Annotated in this window: 15 protein-coding genes; 9 read left to right on the forward strand and 6 right to left on the reverse strand. The window is 53.2% G+C overall.

Annotated elements, in window-relative coordinates:
- Window positions 1–24: 24 nt before the first annotated feature.
- Window positions 25–498 carry a type I restriction enzyme HsdR N-terminal domain-containing protein gene (locus V7028_RS02870; RefSeq protein ID WP_334118602.1) on the reverse strand — a complete coding sequence of 158 codons (474 nt, stop codon included), beginning with the start codon at window positions 496–498 and terminating at the stop codon, window positions 25–27.
- Window positions 499–776: 278 nt separating this feature from the next.
- Between V7028_RS02870 and V7028_RS02875 the strand changes: the two genes are divergently transcribed.
- Both V7028_RS02875 and V7028_RS02880 read left to right on the forward strand, forming a co-directional pair.
- Window positions 777–1328: a hypothetical protein gene (locus V7028_RS02875; protein WP_334118603.1), complete on the forward strand. Its 552-nt coding sequence runs from the start codon at window positions 777–779 to the stop codon at window positions 1326–1328.
- Window positions 1325–1933 carry a hypothetical protein gene (locus tag V7028_RS02880; RefSeq protein WP_334118604.1) on the forward strand — a complete coding sequence of 203 codons (609 nt, stop codon included), beginning with the start codon at window positions 1325–1327 and terminating at the stop codon, window positions 1931–1933. Before V7028_RS02875 ends, V7028_RS02880 begins: the two co-directional genes overlap by 4 nt.
- Before the next feature lie 71 nt (window positions 1934–2004).
- On the opposite strand, the gene egtD is transcribed toward V7028_RS02880, so the two are convergent.
- Window positions 2005–2976: an L-histidine N(alpha)-methyltransferase gene (gene egtD / locus V7028_RS02885; protein ID WP_334118605.1), complete on the reverse strand. Its 972-nt coding sequence runs from the start codon at window positions 2974–2976 to the stop codon at window positions 2005–2007.
- Window positions 2977–3114: 138 nt separating this feature from the next.
- Between egtD and V7028_RS02890 the strand changes: the two genes are divergently transcribed.
- From V7028_RS02890 to phnE, 4 genes are read left to right on the forward strand one after another with little or no spacing between them, the layout of a single operon-like run.
- Entirely contained in the window at window positions 3115–3984 is an 870-nt protein-coding gene (locus tag V7028_RS02890; RefSeq protein ID WP_442918671.1) for a putative selenate ABC transporter substrate-binding protein, read from the forward strand.
- A complete protein-coding gene (locus tag V7028_RS02895) occupies window positions 3981–4811 on the forward strand; it encodes a phosphonate ABC transporter ATP-binding protein (protein ID WP_334118606.1) in 831 nt (276 codons plus the stop codon). The genes V7028_RS02890 and V7028_RS02895 overlap by 4 nt, the downstream gene beginning before the upstream one ends.
- Window positions 4812–4815: 4 nt before the next feature.
- Window positions 4816–5658, forward strand: a complete 843-nt coding sequence (locus V7028_RS02900; RefSeq protein WP_334118607.1) for a PhnE/PtxC family ABC transporter permease — start codon at window positions 4816–4818, stop codon at window positions 5656–5658.
- A complete protein-coding gene (gene phnE, locus V7028_RS02905; RefSeq protein WP_334118608.1) occupies window positions 5655–6479 on the forward strand; it encodes a phosphonate ABC transporter, permease protein PhnE in 825 nt (274 codons plus the stop codon). The genes V7028_RS02900 and phnE overlap by 4 nt, the downstream gene beginning before the upstream one ends.
- 54 nt (window positions 6480–6533) lie before the next feature.
- Here the strand turns inward: phnE and V7028_RS02910 are convergent, their stop codons facing one another.
- The 4 genes from V7028_RS02910 to V7028_RS02925 all read right to left on the reverse strand — a co-directional run bounded on the left by V7028_RS02910 (window position 6534) and on the right by V7028_RS02925 (window position 9881).
- Window positions 6534–7133, reverse strand: coding sequence for a YHS domain-containing (seleno)protein (locus V7028_RS02910; RefSeq protein WP_334118609.1), 600 nt, complete (start codon window positions 7131–7133; stop codon window positions 6534–6536).
- A gap of 26 nt (window positions 7134–7159) precedes the next feature.
- The gene (locus V7028_RS02915; RefSeq protein WP_334118610.1) at window positions 7160–8518 is read right to left on the reverse strand and encodes an ATP-grasp domain-containing protein; all 1359 of its coding nucleotides are present in this window, start codon (window positions 8516–8518) and stop codon (window positions 7160–7162) included.
- A gap of 52 nt (window positions 8519–8570) precedes the next feature.
- Window positions 8571–9374, reverse strand: coding sequence for a DUF547 domain-containing protein (locus V7028_RS02920; RefSeq protein ID WP_334118611.1), 804 nt, complete (start codon window positions 9372–9374; stop codon window positions 8571–8573).
- A 123-nt stretch (window positions 9375–9497) separates the two neighbouring features.
- Window positions 9498–9881: a hypothetical protein gene (locus tag V7028_RS02925; RefSeq protein ID WP_334118612.1), complete on the reverse strand. Its 384-nt coding sequence runs from the start codon at window positions 9879–9881 to the stop codon at window positions 9498–9500.
- Between the two features lie 195 nt (window positions 9882–10076).
- On the opposite strand from V7028_RS02925, the gene V7028_RS02930 reads away from it, so the two are divergent.
- From V7028_RS02930 to V7028_RS02940, 3 genes are all read left to right on the forward strand, one after another.
- Window positions 10077–11126: a hypothetical protein gene (locus tag V7028_RS02930; protein ID WP_334118613.1), complete on the forward strand. Its 1050-nt coding sequence runs from the start codon at window positions 10077–10079 to the stop codon at window positions 11124–11126.
- A 111-nt stretch (window positions 11127–11237) separates the two neighbouring features.
- Window positions 11238–13826, forward strand: a complete 2589-nt coding sequence (locus tag V7028_RS02935) for a glycosyltransferase (protein WP_334118614.1) — start codon at window positions 11238–11240, stop codon at window positions 13824–13826.
- Between the two features lie 33 nt (window positions 13827–13859).
- On the forward strand, window positions 13860–15542 hold the full coding sequence (locus V7028_RS02940; protein ID WP_334118615.1) for a sulfatase-like hydrolase/transferase: 1683 nt from the start codon (window positions 13860–13862) through the stop codon (window positions 15540–15542).
- The last annotated feature ends 16 nt before the right edge of the window (window positions 15543–15558 follow it).

The following is a 15558-nucleotide window of genomic DNA, read 5'->3' on the forward strand; positions in this document are numbered from 1 at the left end:
TAAAAACCCCAATTTGTACTTATCTCAACTGTTCAGTTTTGCCGGGCCACTTCTGTTTGCCAAGGCCGTGCCCGTTGTGTGGCGTAACCAAAGTTCATCCGGTGTAGGGTAGCGGTCAACTTTTCGTTCAATGCCTGTCAGGAAGTCGAATTCAATAATTTCCCTGCCATTGGTGGCATAGGCAAAATTTAGTCCGAGAATCTCAGCGTAGTTTTTGGCTTGCTGTAAACCGTCACCAGCTGGGGTTTTGAATGGCTTTGCTTCCACAACGACAATGGTTAAGTCCCGGCGGCAACGCAGCAAATAATCAGCCCGTTTGCTTTCACGGCGTTTTGCACTGCGACCACTAAGCACAATGCGACCGTCGGTGAAACTTCGTTGCTCGGCAATTTCAAAAGGACTATTGCCCCAACCAGCGGCTTGAATGGCTGGTGTTACATATTCACGGCACGTGTCCGCTTCACTAAATTCGTATGGGCTCGGTTGGCCACCGCTCATGCTCGCTCCAAAGGAATGCTCGGGTTGAAGAAAGGCATGAACTCATCATTAAGAATTTCATGGCTAGGGATGCGTTTCGTAATGTGCAATAGTCAGCCAACACTTTACTTCACGACAGTGTGTGGGGCAAGGAACCTAAAAGCACTGGTGGTCATGTGGTTTTCTGGCGTTTCGTGGCGGGGGATAACATCCACCTCGCAGGTTTAAGTATTTTCCCCCCTCTTGTTTGATGTGCTACGGTCACACCCTTGATTGATTCTCCCTTGCGCTGAACCAGCATGCTTTCAACCATTCAAGCAGCCGACATCATTGTCACAAATTCCAGTAACCTTCAATCTAGGGGTATTCAGGGGGTAACCTGTGCAACATACAGTCACGCCATTCTTGTGCTCAATAATCATTTCTGCATTGAAGCAACGCCTCAATATGGGGTCGCCCGTGTTGCATTGTCAGATGTGTTAAACGGTTCAACCAAGGTTGATTTGTTCCGTTACAGAGGTATAACGCACTTTCATGCTGAGAAGGTTTGTAGTGCTGTCATGAAGTTTGATGGTAGGCCTTATGATTTTCGGGGCGCTGTTCGGTCTGCAATCAGTTCAGGCTGTTCGAATGTGAAGCGTTTGTTGCCCGCCACAGTGTTGATTGAAGTGGCTGACGATGTATTGAAGGATCAAGCAGAGCATGACAATCAATTTTACTGCAGTGAATTAATAGTTCGTGCTTTTGAAATGGCAGGTTTGTTTGTAACAAGACACCCGGCACATGCGGTTAGCCCCGGTGGTTTGGTGAAAAGTGAGACACTTAAATTTGTTAAGGCGCTTAAGTCATGAGCCGTTGCTGGCCGCTTCTTGTTGGACTTTTTTTGTTGGCTTTGATCCCTTCTTTGGTCATGGCGGATCCACTGTGTTGGCTGCGAACTCAGTCGCCACAAGATGCCAAAATTGCCGGGCCAATTCAATTGGGGCCAGATTGGAAGCAATTTAAACTCACCAAACCATTTAAGGTTGCGCCCTCAATCCAATACGTACATGTGCTGTTGAAACGGGCTGATTTTGATTTCGTGGACTTGACCAATCGAAGTGAATATCCGGAATCTTGGAATCGATGGCTTCCCCGAAATATTCAATCAGACAAAGTTCAACTTTTCGATGTAAGGGTTCATAACGACAAATTAGGCTGGATAGATTTGGTGTATTCATTCACAGGATCGCCAACAGTGAACGGCGAGGCGCTCGCGTCGCTTGGTTTCGCCAATCACCCCGACAAGAATCAGTATTTTTATCCGCAGGGTAGCGTGGTCGACGAAGTGCACATTCGCGCAAATAACCCGGTCACAATTGAAGCGATTTGGTGGGGTGCCCCTGGCTACTGGAAATGGCCCTGCCGAAAGTGGTCTGAAGTGCCCGCTTCAGAAATCATGGTTCCGCAGCGTTGAAGGGCCGCCAGTTCAGGTAACTCGGAAGCGGTTTTCAGTGCGGAATCAAGTAACCCACGCCGAGCAGGCGCTTAAGCTTTCGCCCAAAACACCGCAAATTTCTGCTCAGGGTCGGTGTACGCCTTGCACGCTACAAACCCAGCCCGTGTCAGTAAATCCTCAAACCCGGTCAGGGTCCACTTGTAGGAATTCTCGGTGTGAATGCGCTCGCCTTCTACAAACGGCCGTTCGCCGCCGTCCCAGGTCACCACCACATCCCGCAGTGCTTCAAGGTGCATCTCAATGCGGTTCAGTTCCGTGTTGTAAAGGCCAATGTGCTTCCAGTCTTCCAGCTGGAAGTTGGTGCCAGCCAGCGTGTTGAAGTGCAGCAACATGTTGCGGTTAAACGCGGCTGTAACACCTAGCGCATCGTCGTATGCAGCTTCCAGCACAGCTTTGCTTTTCACCAGGTCAACGCCGATCAACAGGCCGCCCCCTTCGGTGTTCGCGCACACGCCATGCACCTGCTTCAAAAACAGCAGTGCTTCTTCAGGCGTGAAGTTGCCAATGCTGGAGCCGGGGTAAAACATCACCCGTGGTTGCGCCGGGTTCAGGGCCAGGCTTGCAGGGAGGTTCAGTTCACTGGAAAAGTCCATGCCCACGCCCGCCATTTCCAATTCCGGAAACTGGCGCTGCAAACATTCCAGCGCGCCTTTCAAAAAATCCACGGAAATGTCCACTGCAATGTATCGCGTGGGGTGAAACACATTGAATAGTTTTGCTGCTTTTTCGCAGTTGCCCGCTCCCAAATCGATGAACGCCGACCCGGTGGTCACATGTTTGGCCATGTCGTGGCCATGCACGCTGAAAACAAGCGCTTCGGTGCGGGTGGGGTAATACTCGGGGATGCAGGTGATGGCTTCGAATAACTTCGAACCCAGTTCGTCGTACAGATACTTTGGCGAGGTATGCGCCTTGGTGGCGCGCAAACCGCTCAGCAATTCTTCGCGAATGTGCTCGGTCTGGCCTTGGTAAATCTGGATGAACTGTGGGGTGGGTGTCATATTTCGTCAGCGTAATAATGAAATGGGCAGTAATCAAAAAGCTGCCACGAGTCTACACAAGGATTGTGCCTTATTTTCTCACCTATACTTAAATTCCCGTCATCTGGCGACGGTGTTTTAACGAACAAGGAGCTTAAAATGATCAGCTTTTCCCCCTCCCGTACTTTTAAATGTTTGATGACTTGCGCCATGATCGGCTTGGCCGGATTAGCGCATGCGGAACAAGTGTTCAGAGTCACAGCCATACCGGACGAATCCCCCACCGAACTGGCCCGCAAAGCCGCTCCTTTGATGAAATATCTTTCCGAAAAACTCGGCATGAAAGTCGAGTACACACCCGTAACGGATTACGCCGCCTCTGTTGAAGCGCTGGCAAACAAACAAGTGGACATGGCCTGGTTTGGCGGTTTCACCTTTGTTCAGGCCAATGTACGCTCCAATGGCCAGGTAATCCCGCTGATTCAACGTGCTGAAGACGAGCAATTCAAATCGGTCTTCATCACCAACAACCCCAAGGTAAAGTCGTTGAGCCACCTCAAAGGCAAAAGCGTTGCCTTCGGATCGCCTTCCAGCACCTCCGGGCATTTGATGCCCCGTAGCTACCTGAACACCGTGGCCAAAATTGACCCGGACAAAGATTTCAAACGCGTGTCGTTTTCTGGCGCGCACGATGCCACCATTGCCGCCGTGGCCGCTGGCAAAGTGGATGCAGGCGCATTGAACATTTCCGTGTGGGAAAAGTTTGTTGCAGATAAAAAAGTAGACCCTGCCAAGGTGCGCGTGATTTACACCACCCCGGCGTATTACGATTACAACTGGACCGTACACAGCGGTGTGCCAGCGGAGACCCGCAAGAAGATTGTGGACGCTTTCCTGTCGCTGGATCCGTCAACGCCCCAAGGCAAGGAAATTCTTGAATTGCAACGCGCAACCAAATTCATTCCCACCAAAGTGGATAACTATGCCGGCATTGAAAGCGCCGCACGTGCGGCGGGCCTGCTGAAGTGATCATTGAACTGCAGCAAATTGCTGGCCGCCACCCGGCGGCTGGCCGCGACACGCCCCCCGCGCTGAAGAACGTCAGTTTTTCAGTGCAGGCAGGCGAGCAGGTCGCCATCATCGGTCCTTCCGGTGCCGGGAAAACGACCTTGTTGCACCTGTTGGCCTGCGCGCTTGAACCTGCAGGTGGCAAGGTGTTGCTCGACAACACCGACCCCTGGGGCTTGGGCAAACGCGGGCTTCGCAATGTTCGCCGCAATTTGTTTTTGGCACCCCAAGTGCCACCTTTGCCCCCGCGGCAACGCGTGGTTACGGCGGTGTTGGCGGGCAAGTTGCCGCACATGGGCTTGTGGACCAGCCTGCGAAGTTTGTTTTACCCCATTGACACGGGTGCTGCGCATGCAGCGTTGGCGCGTTTTGATTTGTCCGAGAAATTGTTCGAGCGGGTTGACAGGCTTTCCGGCGGTGAACGCCAGCGAGTCGGTCTGGCGCGCGGTTTGGTGTCGGGCGCAAACATGTTTCTGGTGGACGAGCCCTTGTCTGCCCTGGACCCCGCGCGGGCGGAACAAGCCATGAAAACCCTGGCTGAAGTTGCACGGGAGCAGGGCGCTACCTTGATTTCCACGCTGCACCAGGTGGACATGGCACTGAAGCATTTTCCAAGAATTATTGGTTTGCGTGACGGTGAAGTGGTATTTGACCTACCCGCCAGCGAAGTAACGGAACAACGACTGATTGATTTGTATGCCCAGCATCTGGATGAACTGACTGGCCCCGCGCCGGAACGCCCGCCGACGCAGAAAAAACCCGCGCCAGTGGCGATGAATTGCAGGTGAACGGATGAGTAGTGTGTTTGCAAGCAGCAAAAACCCTGCACTGCGGGATCCGGCGTGGTCCATGCGGGTGTTCTGGTTTTTGGCTGCCATTGTGTTGGTGTGGCCGATGTTTCAGCTCACCGAGTTTCGTCCCTGGATATTGCTGGACGAGGACAACCTTCGCCCTACACTGAATTTTCTGGGCGACATGGTCCCCCCGAAAACTGATCCTGAATTCTTGACTATGGTGGCCAAAGAGGCATGGCGCACAGTGGCCATTGCTACAGCAGGCTTGGCCCTGGCTTGGCTGCTGGCCGTTCCCATTGCCTTGTTGTCGGTGCGGGTCATTTCCATTTCCGCCATTTCCGGTCGCATGGGCCCCATACCTGCGGGGCTTCGCCAGCTGGTGCGCTGGGTGGCCATTGTGCTGCGCAGTGTGCCTGAATTGATCTGGGCGCTGGTGTTTGTGCGGGTGGTTGGCTTGGGCCCCACCTCGGGGGTGTTGGCCATTGCGCTGACCTACGGCGGCATGTTGGGCAAGGTGTATGCCGATATTCTGGAATCGGGCGATGTCCATGTGTCGCAAAATTTGTTGCGCAATGGCAGCGGTCGTTTGCAGGCATTTTTTTATGGCGCCTTGCCCCAGAATGCTGCGGAATTGGCCAGCTACACCGTGTACCGCTGGGAATGTGCCATTCGCTCTTCGGCCGTATTGGGGTTTGTGGGGGCGGGCGGTTTGGGTCAACAGCTGGATTCGTCCATGAAAATGTTTGCCGGTGGCGAAGTGGGCACCATGTTGCTGGTGTTCGTATTTCTGGTCTGGTTGGCTGACCGTGTCAGCAGTTGGTTGCGGAGCGCACTGGCATGAGCACACCCATGAATGATTCTGCCCCGAAATTGCCAACACCAATGTTCGACGCGCGTTGCAAGTCTTGCTGGATGGTGTTCGGTTTGCTCGTGTTGGTGGCGCTAAGTTTCTGGAGCCTGGACCTGCAGTGGGAGCGTTTTGCATCCATGGATGCCATGGCGCGCATGGGCAAGTTCATCGGCGAACTGCTGAGCCCGAATTTTGAAGCGGCATTTGTTGCCAAAGTAGCCTGGGCCACTGTTGAAACCCTGGCCATGTCCGCATTGGGCACTTTGCTTGCGGCCATTTTTGGTTTGCTGTGGGCTTTGCCCGCCAGCAAAACTTATGCAGAAGACCCCGCGCGTTGGCGCACCTTAAGCCGTGGTGTCTTGAATGTGTTGCGCAGCATTCCCGAATTGGTGTGGGCCGCCTTGTTGCTGATCGCAGTAGGGCTGGGGCCATTCGCAGGCACTTTCGCATTGGCCTTGCACACCACGGGGGTGTTGGGGCGTTTGTTTGCGGAAAGTATTGAAAACGCGACAGACCAACCCGCATTTGCGTTGCGCGCACGGGGTGTGGGTTCAGTGGTGGTGTTTTGGTATGCCACGTTTCCGCAAGTATTGCCGCAATTAATCAGCTATACCCTGTACCGCTGGGAAAACAACATTCGCGCAGCCGCTGTGCTGGGTGTGGTGGGCGCAGGCGGACTGGGGCAAATGTTGTCGTATCACATGGGGCTTTTTCAGATGGCCGAAACCGGCACCGTGTTGTTGTCGATGATGGTTCTGGTGGCGTTGGTGGATGTACTTAGCTACTTCAGCCGAACCAGATTGATGAATTAACACGTGTGGTGTGTTGATCAATCTGGTCCCAAAAAGGATTTCAACTTCCGGGGGTCAGGTTCCTGTTTTTCCTGCTGCCTGAACCTCGGCGGCTTGTTCTTCACCGCTCTTGTAATGCGGCACGCGCACTACCAAGCGTTTGGCACGCTGAATAAAACTGTTGTTGCCTTTCACTTCCTGTTCCCAGTATTCATCGGCCAGGGCGATATTCTTTTCCAGTTCCAGTTCAAACGCAGCTTGTGATACTTTGCCACCAAAGATATACAACTTGCCGCCGACTACTTTGAAGTCGCTGGCATTGCCGCCCCACGGAATACCAAACATGATGCCGTTGGCGCAATAGCCGCCGTACTGGGGCATGAATTTTTCGGGTTCCGCATCAAACATCGCTTTGTGTTCCGCGCTTGAGAAATGAAAGTCCACATCCTGATATTTGCTGGTGTATTGGGCATTGCCCTGCACATGGGCATTTTGTGTGAAGTAAGCCACCACGTCTGCACCAAACAGCATCAGGCGATCCGCACCTTCCATTTCCGCTGCGTTGACCGGGCTCAGGTCGCTGGCCGGGTTTTGTGCGGTCATTGCGCCGCAACCGCTCAGGCCGATAATCAAACTGCCTGCGATCAGTGCCTTGTGTGTGCGTAAAAATTTCAAAACCATTCTCCTGTACTAAAATTGATTCAAGTCGATGAACTGACCTGCGCGCGCGGAAACAGTTCCGCTGAATCCGGAATTGTGTCCATGGTCATTTCCCGCGCATCCTCGAAATAGGGTGTGGGCCAACTCAATATGGCGCTGGCTTGTTCACAGCGCATGCGCAAGTGGCGTGCATTCTCGCCACCCAGGTGCATGATGCCGTAGCGGTAGCTGCGCAGCCATTTGAAATCGCGCTGCAGTTCTTTGGTGTCTTTGGGGTATTCAAACAACAACGCATCGGGAAATGTCTTCCAGAAGCTGTTGCGTTGCATGAAACTGGGAAAGCCCACTGCAGCGTGTTGTTCAAACGACCGATACACAAAGCTGGCCGCCGCCCCTGCCGTGGGCGCTGCTTTGCCCAGGGTGGCGGGGTCCACATTGTGGGCCAGTGCGAATGCTATTTCATGCAAGTCGATGCCATCCACACGCAAATACAAATCAGAAAACTGCGACGCCATGCGCGGGTTGAATTCGATCACGGTGATTTTGTCGCTGGATTCATCGTGGAAAAATTCCATGTTGAACAGGCCGTGGTTAAACCCGACAGCTTCAAGAAACCGCCGCGCAATGTCGTGCGCACGATCCTGCACGTCATTATTCAATTTGCTGGGGTATTCAAAGCGCATGAATGCGTCGGTGTTGGGGTACATCACTTCGTCGACCACACCCAGCTTTCGGACCTGGCCGCGCCACACATAACCATCCAGGTTGTACTGGCGGCCGCGCATGGGGGCTTCCAGCATCAGGCTGTGGGCAGTGCCCGCTTCTGGCAGGCGTTTTTTGGCAACGCGCTCAAAGGGTTCAACCAAATGCTTGATGACCCACAATTCCCAAGGGCCAAAGCGTGTGTGGGCGTGCAGTTCCTGTTCGCTGCGCACTTGCCTGGACAACACCGAGAAAGCCGCCTTCACGGGTTTTACAAATTGCGGGTACTCAATGTTGTTGGGCACGGGGCCGCCATAGGCTGCATCAAGCCGGGAAAATGGCAGATTTGCTTCAGGGGCAACCTGTTCAAGAACTTCGCGGGCATACAGTTTGTGTTGGCAAGCCAGAATGGCTTTCACCGGGGTGCCGGGCCACCCCATTTTTTCTGCCAGCAGGGCAGCACACAACGCGCCGAACTGCTCGTGATTGGATGAAACGGCTTTGGCGCCGGTCAGTTTGGCCAGCACTGCGGCCTTGGCCACAAATCGTTCAGTGTCGAACCAAACCAGACGCGCATTGCTTGGGAATGTAAACAGGTCAAACCCGGATACCACGCTGGGCCAATTGGACTGAAGTCGTTTTGCGCCTTGTTCGTCCCAGTCGTAATTGAACAGCAGCAGTGTTTTTGGATGTGGCATGTTGGGTGTGTTGTCTCGCGGCAGGGCGGTTTTTCTGGCGGTTCACTAAACGTTATTGAGTGTCATTGAGTGACCAGTCGTAATCGGTATACACAATTGGCAATGATTTGGATGCGATTTTATCGATTATTTCCGGTGAGTCGCTCATGTCCTTCGCCCATTTGGCAAACACATCTTTCACTTCCTTGAAGCCTTGATGACCTTTCTCAAAGTCTTCAGCGAACCATTTGAAAATCGGGCTGATCTGAAGTTCGCCATTCTTCACACGGTTGCGGCTGGGGTCGGCCACAAAGCGGCGCATGCCATCGTTCAGTTGCAAGTTCAATTGGGGGGCAGTAAAAGCCTCGTTGCGCAAGGCAGGGCAACCAATGCTGGCGCAATTCACGGCTGCGTGCACGCGGGGGTCATTGTAGCGGGGGCGCAGTTGCTCGTGCTCAATCCAGTCCAGGTGATGCTTCTTTCCCAAAAGGGTAAAAAATTCCTGTTTCCAGGGGCTGCTGAACACGCCGCCAATTTCTTTGATGGACTTGATCTTCGGGTACTTTGTCAAAATCAGTTCAATGGTGAAACCATTGTAGGCATTGATCAAAAATGCCATTTGCTGGTTTTTGTTGAATGCATTGAATTCCGTTTGGCTTACCGCTGACCATTGGTCCAGCACTTGTTTCAGGGCTGCGCGGTCTTTGAGAAAGGCGCCATAGTCCACGCGCGATTGCTTGTTGTCTGGCAACCACTTCACATGCTTCTGCAGCAGCGTATTCCAGGCACTGTAGTTGTGATCAAAATCGGCTGAAAAGCCAGTGGTGCTGAAGAAAAGGGCAAACAGCAGGAAAAAACGTCGGGTGGCTTTCAGCATGATGGATTCAGTATGGAATGGAATGGAGTGGAAGTTGGAGTGCCCGCGGGCCTGACAAGTTCAACAGCCCGCCCAAGGCTATTCGCGTCACTTGTCAGTTTGGTTACACGCCATGCTGTCCAGTCAGGGCACTTGTTGTTCCATACGCGTCATGAAGTGTTCAATCGCATCTGCAAATCGTTGACCGTGCCCACCTTTTTCTGCCGCGTAAATACGGCCTGGGGCCTTCATTTCAAGTTGTTCTGGCAGATCCGGGTCGGAAGATTGAACAATGACGGGTGTGTGCTCGCAGTAGTCAAGCAAAAATTGTGCAGTGCTTTCCGCTTTGGAGTCGCTGACATTCAGGTCTGAAATAAGCAGTTGACAGTTGCTGTTCGATGCCTTCAATTGGGCCAGGCTGCGAAAGTAACGCACTATGACCCGATCCTTCAGCAGGCGTGTCAGGTGTGTTTCCAGTACAAAGCGGTGCATCTCAAAATCTTCAAGGCAGAAAATTACGGGTTTCATGCTGTTGTCCGGATAAATCGGTAATTTTCATATGCTACGAGAAACTGGGGGTGGGTGAGAAATTCCGGCGTTTTTTATCCCTCACTATGGGGTTGTCATCCAGTAAACTCATCGGGTTTTCACACGTTTATCGCTTGATTCGGGGGCTTACACCGGCGAGTGTTAGCGCGTACATTGGTGGTGAGTATTCCCGTTATGTCGGCAGTCCGTTCAGGAGAAAGTTTTGAACGCAGCATCAACCACCGTATTGATCGATTCATGAGCAAACGATACGCAGTTCTTGTGTTGGGGGTTGTGTGTTTTTTCTTCGCTGTTCAGGCCAGGGCCGAGAACGCCGACAGTGACTTGCCTGTTTGGCTTCAAGATCGGTTCGAGCCGGTGCATTACGACCTGACCCGTTTTGTGGACAACACAGCCCGAAACCTTGACCAGTTTTTTGGCACCGAAGACAGTTTTTTTGTCGAGAACCAGTCTTTTCTGCGCGTGGCCCTGGATCAACGCCTGCAACCCGGTGAATCCAAGCTGGACCCCAGCGTGCGTTTTCGTGTGGATCTGCCCACCACCAAAAAACGATTGCGCCTGATTATCGAAAGCGACATTGAAGAACCTTTGGGTCGACTGACTGAGCAGGGCATTCGGGAGGTGCGTGGCGGTGAGCGTTTCGACACCAACAATTCCGCCGTGGGGCTGGAGCAACGATCCTCGAAAGACCCCACTCAAGCCTGGGTTCAAGGCCTGGGTTTGGGGGTGAAGTTTGGCTCGCCACTGGACCCCTATGTTCGGTATTCCGCCGCGCGGCAATGGAATTTCAGCGAAAGCAAATGGCAAATCAATTCGCTAAGCCGGGTGACGCAGTTCAACCAGCGTGGCCTGCAGGCGCGGACCAACTTTGATGTCAACAAGCCGTTGGAAGAAAAGCTGTCACTGCGTTTTCAAACTTATGTTGAATATGAGGAAATGCGGGACTCGGTGGTGTTTTCCCAAACTGCAGAAATAAACCGGATTCTGGATTCGCGCACCGCGCTTCGTTACGCCCTGATTGTGGTGGGCGAGAACAAAGGCGAGAACACCGTCAAGGACTACGTTTTGCAGGCCTACTACAGGCGCGACATCCACAAGAATATCCTGTTCATGGATATTATTCCTGAAGTTCATTTTCCGACCGAAGGTGGCAGGGACCCCTACCTTGCATTGACTTTGCGGCTGGAAGCTTTTTTTCGCGGTAATTTTGGCAGAGCCCTGTAACCAGAACGTGCCGGGTAGCGAATACAAAAAAGCAGCCGCAACTAAAAGGTGAACCTATAATCCAATGTAAATCTGTTTTCCGGATTTCACCTGGTTTTTTGAGCTTCATCCATGCCGTCTATTTTTGTATTGTTTGCCTTTGTTCTACTGGTTGCAGGAAGTTATGGTTACACCAACCAGCCTGTTCAGGAACCGCCTTGGACAAAGGTTATACCGGGGTTTGCATTTTCGCCGTATCAGGCCGGGCAAAGCCCGCTTGACAACATTGAGCCTTCGGTGGATGACATCACACGTGACCTGGCCTTGCTGAAAGGCAAAACAAGGGCTGTGCGCACGTACACCGTGGCGGGCGTGTTTGGCGAGATTCCCCGCCTGGCCCAACAGCACAACATCAATGTGGCCCTGGGTGCCTGGCTAAGTGCCGATACAGACGCCAATACCAAAGAGCTCGCAAGGCTTGTCGAGATTTCCCACAGCCCACCGCACAACATTGTCCGCATGGTGGTGGGCAACGAAACCATTCTGCGCAAAGACCTGAGTGCGCAGCAGATGATTGCTTATCTGGACCAGGTGCGCGCGCAAACCGATCTTCCTGTCAGCACGGCAGAGCCTTGGCACATTTGGCTCAAGAACCCGGAGCTTGCCGAACACGTGGATTACCTGGCGGTGCATTTGTTGCCATTCTGGGAAGGGATTGCGCTGGATCAAGCGGTCGATTTCACGATGGACACCTACCAGCGGCTTGCACAAACGTTTCCAGGCAAGCCCATTGTCATTACGGAAGTGGGTTGGCCCAGCCATGGTCGATCGATCAAGCAGGCCGATGCCAGCCAGGCCAATCAGGCCAAGTTTCTCCGGCGTTTCATTCAGCGTGCCGAGAAAGAGGGTGTTCTGTACTATGTGATGGAGGCGTTTGACCAACCCTGGAAGTCGGACATCGAGGGCAGCGTTGGCGGGCATTGGGGTGTGTACAACAGCGGCCGTGCAGCCAAGTTTGAACCGCAGCAACCCATCATTGCAATTCCACAATGGAAACTTCTTGCCGCTGCATCCATCGTCGTGGCGTTGTTGATGACCATTTTGTTGCTGATCGACAGCGCTGCCTTGCGCCACAGTGGTCGAACATTCCTGATCTTCAATGCGTTTGTGGTGTCCTCACTCATCATCTATGTGATCTACGACTTCACCTTGCAATACCACACCTGGGCCTCGGTGGCCATTTCCGTGTTTTTGCTGTTGGGGGTGGCTGGGGTGTTTGTGATTGTGTTGTCTGAAGCCCATGAATGGGCTGAAGCCATGTGGTACCGAAGCCGGCGCCGCTTGTTGTCGGTGGCAAGCAGTTTGCCGGGCGCCACGTGTCAGCCTTTTGTGTCGGTTCACGTTCCTGCTTATGAAGAGCCGCCTGAGATGTTGATTGAAACACTCAATGCCCTGGCTCGCCTGGATTACCCGTATTTCGAGGTGATCGTGGTTGACAACAACACCGCGAACGAGGCCACCTGGCGGCCAGTGCAAGCCCATTGCGAATTGCTTGGCGAGCGTTTTCGCTTTTTTCATGTCAAGCCATTGGCCGGGTACAAAGCGGGTGCCCTGAATTATGCACTGGCGCAAACCTGCGAGAAAGCAGAAGTGATTGCCGTGATCGATGCCGATTACAAAGTGTTGCCACACTGGTTGAAAGATTTGGCGCCACAGTTTGAAAATACTGAAATAGCCATTGTGCAGGCACCACAAGATTATCGGGATGGTCAGGACAATCCGTTCAAGGCCCTGTGCCATGCGGAATACAAAGGCTTTTTCCACTTGGGCATGGTGACCCGCAACGAACGCAACGCCATCATCCAGCACGGCACGATGACCATGGTTCGGCGTTCGGTGCTGGAGGATGTGGGGCGTTGGGGCTTGAACACCATCACCGAGGACACAGAGCTGGGCCTGCGAATTTTTGAGCACGGGCACGAGGCAGTTTACATTGACCACAGTTATGGCAAAGGCTTGATCCCCGATACATTCACGGACTACAAAAAACAGCGTTACCGCTGGGCTTACGGTGCCATGCAAATTTTGCGTGAGCATGCGGGCCATTTGTTGGGTTTCAAGAAAAACAAGCTGAATCCAGGCCAGCGGTACCATTTCTTTTCAGGCTGGCTGCCCTGGGTCGCCGATGGTTTCAACTTGATGTTCACCGTGCTAGCCGTTGCCTGGTCGGCTTTGATGCTGTTTGACCCCCTAGCCTTCAATGCGCCGCCCTTGTTAATCAGCGTGGTACCCATCATGTTTTTCGTGTTCAAGATTACCAAGTTGTTTACCCTGTATTTGTGGCAAGTCAAAACGAATACCAGAACCGCCATGGCTGCAACGCTGGCGGGCCTTTCTTTAAGTTACACAATTGGCCGGGCCACTTTGTCGGGTTTGTTTGTAGGTCGAAAAATACCGTTCATTCGCACACCCAAGATGACAAGCCGTGTGGCATTGTTGCGCGCAATGACTGCAGCCCGTGATGAATCCATTTTGGCGTTTGTGTTGTTGTGTCTGGTTGGGCTGGTGTATTTGAAACTGGGTTTTGATTCAAAAGAAAACCTGGCCTGGTGTGTGGTGCTGGTGTCGCAAAGCCTGCCGTTTTTGGCGGCCTTGGTGATGTCCATGCTTAGCGCGCTGCCCAGTCGGCCAACCCTGCAAAGGGTGGAAGAAACAAGCTGATTTTTATTGATTCATTTTTTGTGTGAAATGGCCATGAGTTCATCGGATATCGCGCTGCCCAGCGGCGGAAAATTGATAGTCAGCAGGCGCCCGGAGGTGTCGGGGTGGCAGTTTGTTGCGCGCATGGCGCTGGCACTGATTTTTCTGAATTCAACGCTGTGTTTTTCTGCGATCTGGCCCACCGTGTATGTGCTGCCCGATGCAGGTATTTCGCCTGAATTTGTGTGTTTGTTGATGGTGTTGTCGGCCTGGGCCGCTTTGTTTGGCAAACCGTCGTTGAAAGTTCTGGGCGTTTTTTCCGCAATGTACCTGCTGTTGGCAATTGGGCATTACGCCGACGTGGTGGTACCGAATTTGTTGGGGCGCCCCGTCAACCTGTATTGGGACATGCCCGAGTTGCCTCGATTCCTGTGGGTCACTGTGCAGGGTTTGCCGGTGTGGCTGACCGTGTTGGTCGTACTGCTTGCAGTTGCAGCGTTGTGGGCTTATCACCAGCTGCTGGTAGTGGCCATGCGTGTGGTGGCCGATGCGGTACACCAACCCGCCAGAACCACATGGTTGTGGAGTGGCTTGTTGTTGCTGGGCGCGGTGGTGGTGGTGAATTATTCCGAAAACCCTGACGAGCCAACTTTTGTGTCCAAAGCAGTGGTGCCCGTGTACTGGAAAGAAGCGATGAAGCTTCGCGACATTCTGGTGCCCGAGCGCGCGGCAAGGTTGTTGCCGCCCACAACCGTGGTGGATGACGCGCTGGCCAAACCGGCAGGTGAATTGCTGGGCGGCTTGAACAACAGCGATGTCAGCATGATATTTCTCGAAACCTACGGTGCGGTGTTGTATGACCAAGCCGATTCATCACGCGCAGTGGCACAAACGCGCGCTGAACTGGAGAAAGCAATTCTTGCCAGCGGGCGCAAGGTGGTGTCCGCTTTCTATGTGTCGCCAACCATTGGCGGTGCAAGTGATTTGGCACATTTGTCGGTGTTGTCGGGCATTGATCTGAAAGATTCGCGCAAGCACGATGTGTTGCTGACTACCACGCGACCGACCCTGCTCGATGTGTTCGAACGTGATGGATATGAAACCTTTGGTTTGTACCATTCCGTGGGTTGGGAGTGGGTGGAGCGCGAGTACTACAGCTTTGACAAATACATCAATGGCCCTGCCTTGGGTTATGAAGGCCCGGCATTTGGATTCTGGAAAATTCCCGACCAATTCGCCGCCGCGCGTGTTGAACAACTTTATCCGCGTGATGCGTCTGCCAAGCCCAGGTTCACGTTCTTTCCAACCATTTCAAGTCATTTTCCGTTTCACCAGGTGCCGCCTTACCAACCCGATTGGCGCAAGCTGTTGGGCCCGCAACCGTTTGATGTACAGGCTGCTGCACGTGCGCGGGCTGAGCCTGTGAATTGGGAATACATGAAGCCGGATTATTTGCGCACCATCAACTACACCAATACCTGGCTGGCCGGGTATTTCAGGCAGCCCGAACCGCGTGACACCGTGTATGTCATGATCGGTGACCACCAACCCACGGGCAGCGTGTCGCGCGAGCCAACGCCGTGGGATGTCCCCGTGTTCATTGTGTCCAAAGACAATCGTTTGCTGGATCGTTTTCGTGCAATGGGGTTTTCGGATGGATTGACTCCGAAGAAGCGAGTACCCTTGGGGGGGTTGCATCAACTGACGGATGCATTGTTGACTGGCTTTGGTGGCTAGTCCCCGCCACCACTTT

The organism is Limnobacter sp. (assembly GCF_036846585.1).
Lineage (GTDB): Bacteria > Pseudomonadota > Gammaproteobacteria > Burkholderiales > Burkholderiaceae_B > Limnobacter.

Bases quoted from the DNA above. Each gene is read 5' to 3' on its own strand.
- V7028_RS02870 (WP_334118602.1), bottom strand. From the start codon at position 498: ATGAGCGGTGGCCAACCGAGCCCATACGAATTTAGTGAAGCGGACACG.
- V7028_RS02875 (WP_334118603.1), top strand. From the start codon at position 777: ATGCTTTCAACCATTCAAGCAGCCGACATCATTGTCACAAATTCCAGT.
- V7028_RS02880 (WP_334118604.1), top strand. From the start codon at position 1,325: ATGAGCCGTTGCTGGCCGCTTCTTGTTGGACTTTTTTTGTTGGCTTTG.
- egtD (WP_334118605.1), bottom strand. From the start codon at position 2,976: ATGACACCCACCCCACAGTTCATCCAGATTTACCAAGGCCAGACCGAG.
- V7028_RS02890 (WP_442918671.1), top strand. From the start codon at position 3,115: ATGATCAGCTTTTCCCCCTCCCGTACTTTTAAATGTTTGATGACTTGC.
- V7028_RS02900 (WP_334118607.1), top strand. From the start codon at position 4,816: ATGAGTAGTGTGTTTGCAAGCAGCAAAAACCCTGCACTGCGGGATCCG.
- phnE (WP_334118608.1), top strand. From the start codon at position 5,655: ATGAGCACACCCATGAATGATTCTGCCCCGAAATTGCCAACACCAATG.
- V7028_RS02915 (WP_334118610.1), bottom strand. From the start codon at position 8,518: ATGCCACATCCAAAAACACTGCTGCTGTTCAATTACGACTGGGACGAA.
- V7028_RS02920 (WP_334118611.1), bottom strand. From the start codon at position 9,374: ATGCTGAAAGCCACCCGACGTTTTTTCCTGCTGTTTGCCCTTTTCTTC.
- V7028_RS02925 (WP_334118612.1), bottom strand. From the start codon at position 9,881: ATGAAACCCGTAATTTTCTGCCTTGAAGATTTTGAGATGCACCGCTTT.
- V7028_RS02930 (WP_334118613.1), top strand. From the start codon at position 10,077: ATGTCGGCAGTCCGTTCAGGAGAAAGTTTTGAACGCAGCATCAACCAC.
- V7028_RS02935 (WP_334118614.1), top strand. From the start codon at position 11,238: ATGCCGTCTATTTTTGTATTGTTTGCCTTTGTTCTACTGGTTGCAGGA.
- V7028_RS02940 (WP_334118615.1), top strand. From the start codon at position 13,860: ATGAGTTCATCGGATATCGCGCTGCCCAGCGGCGGAAAATTGATAGTC.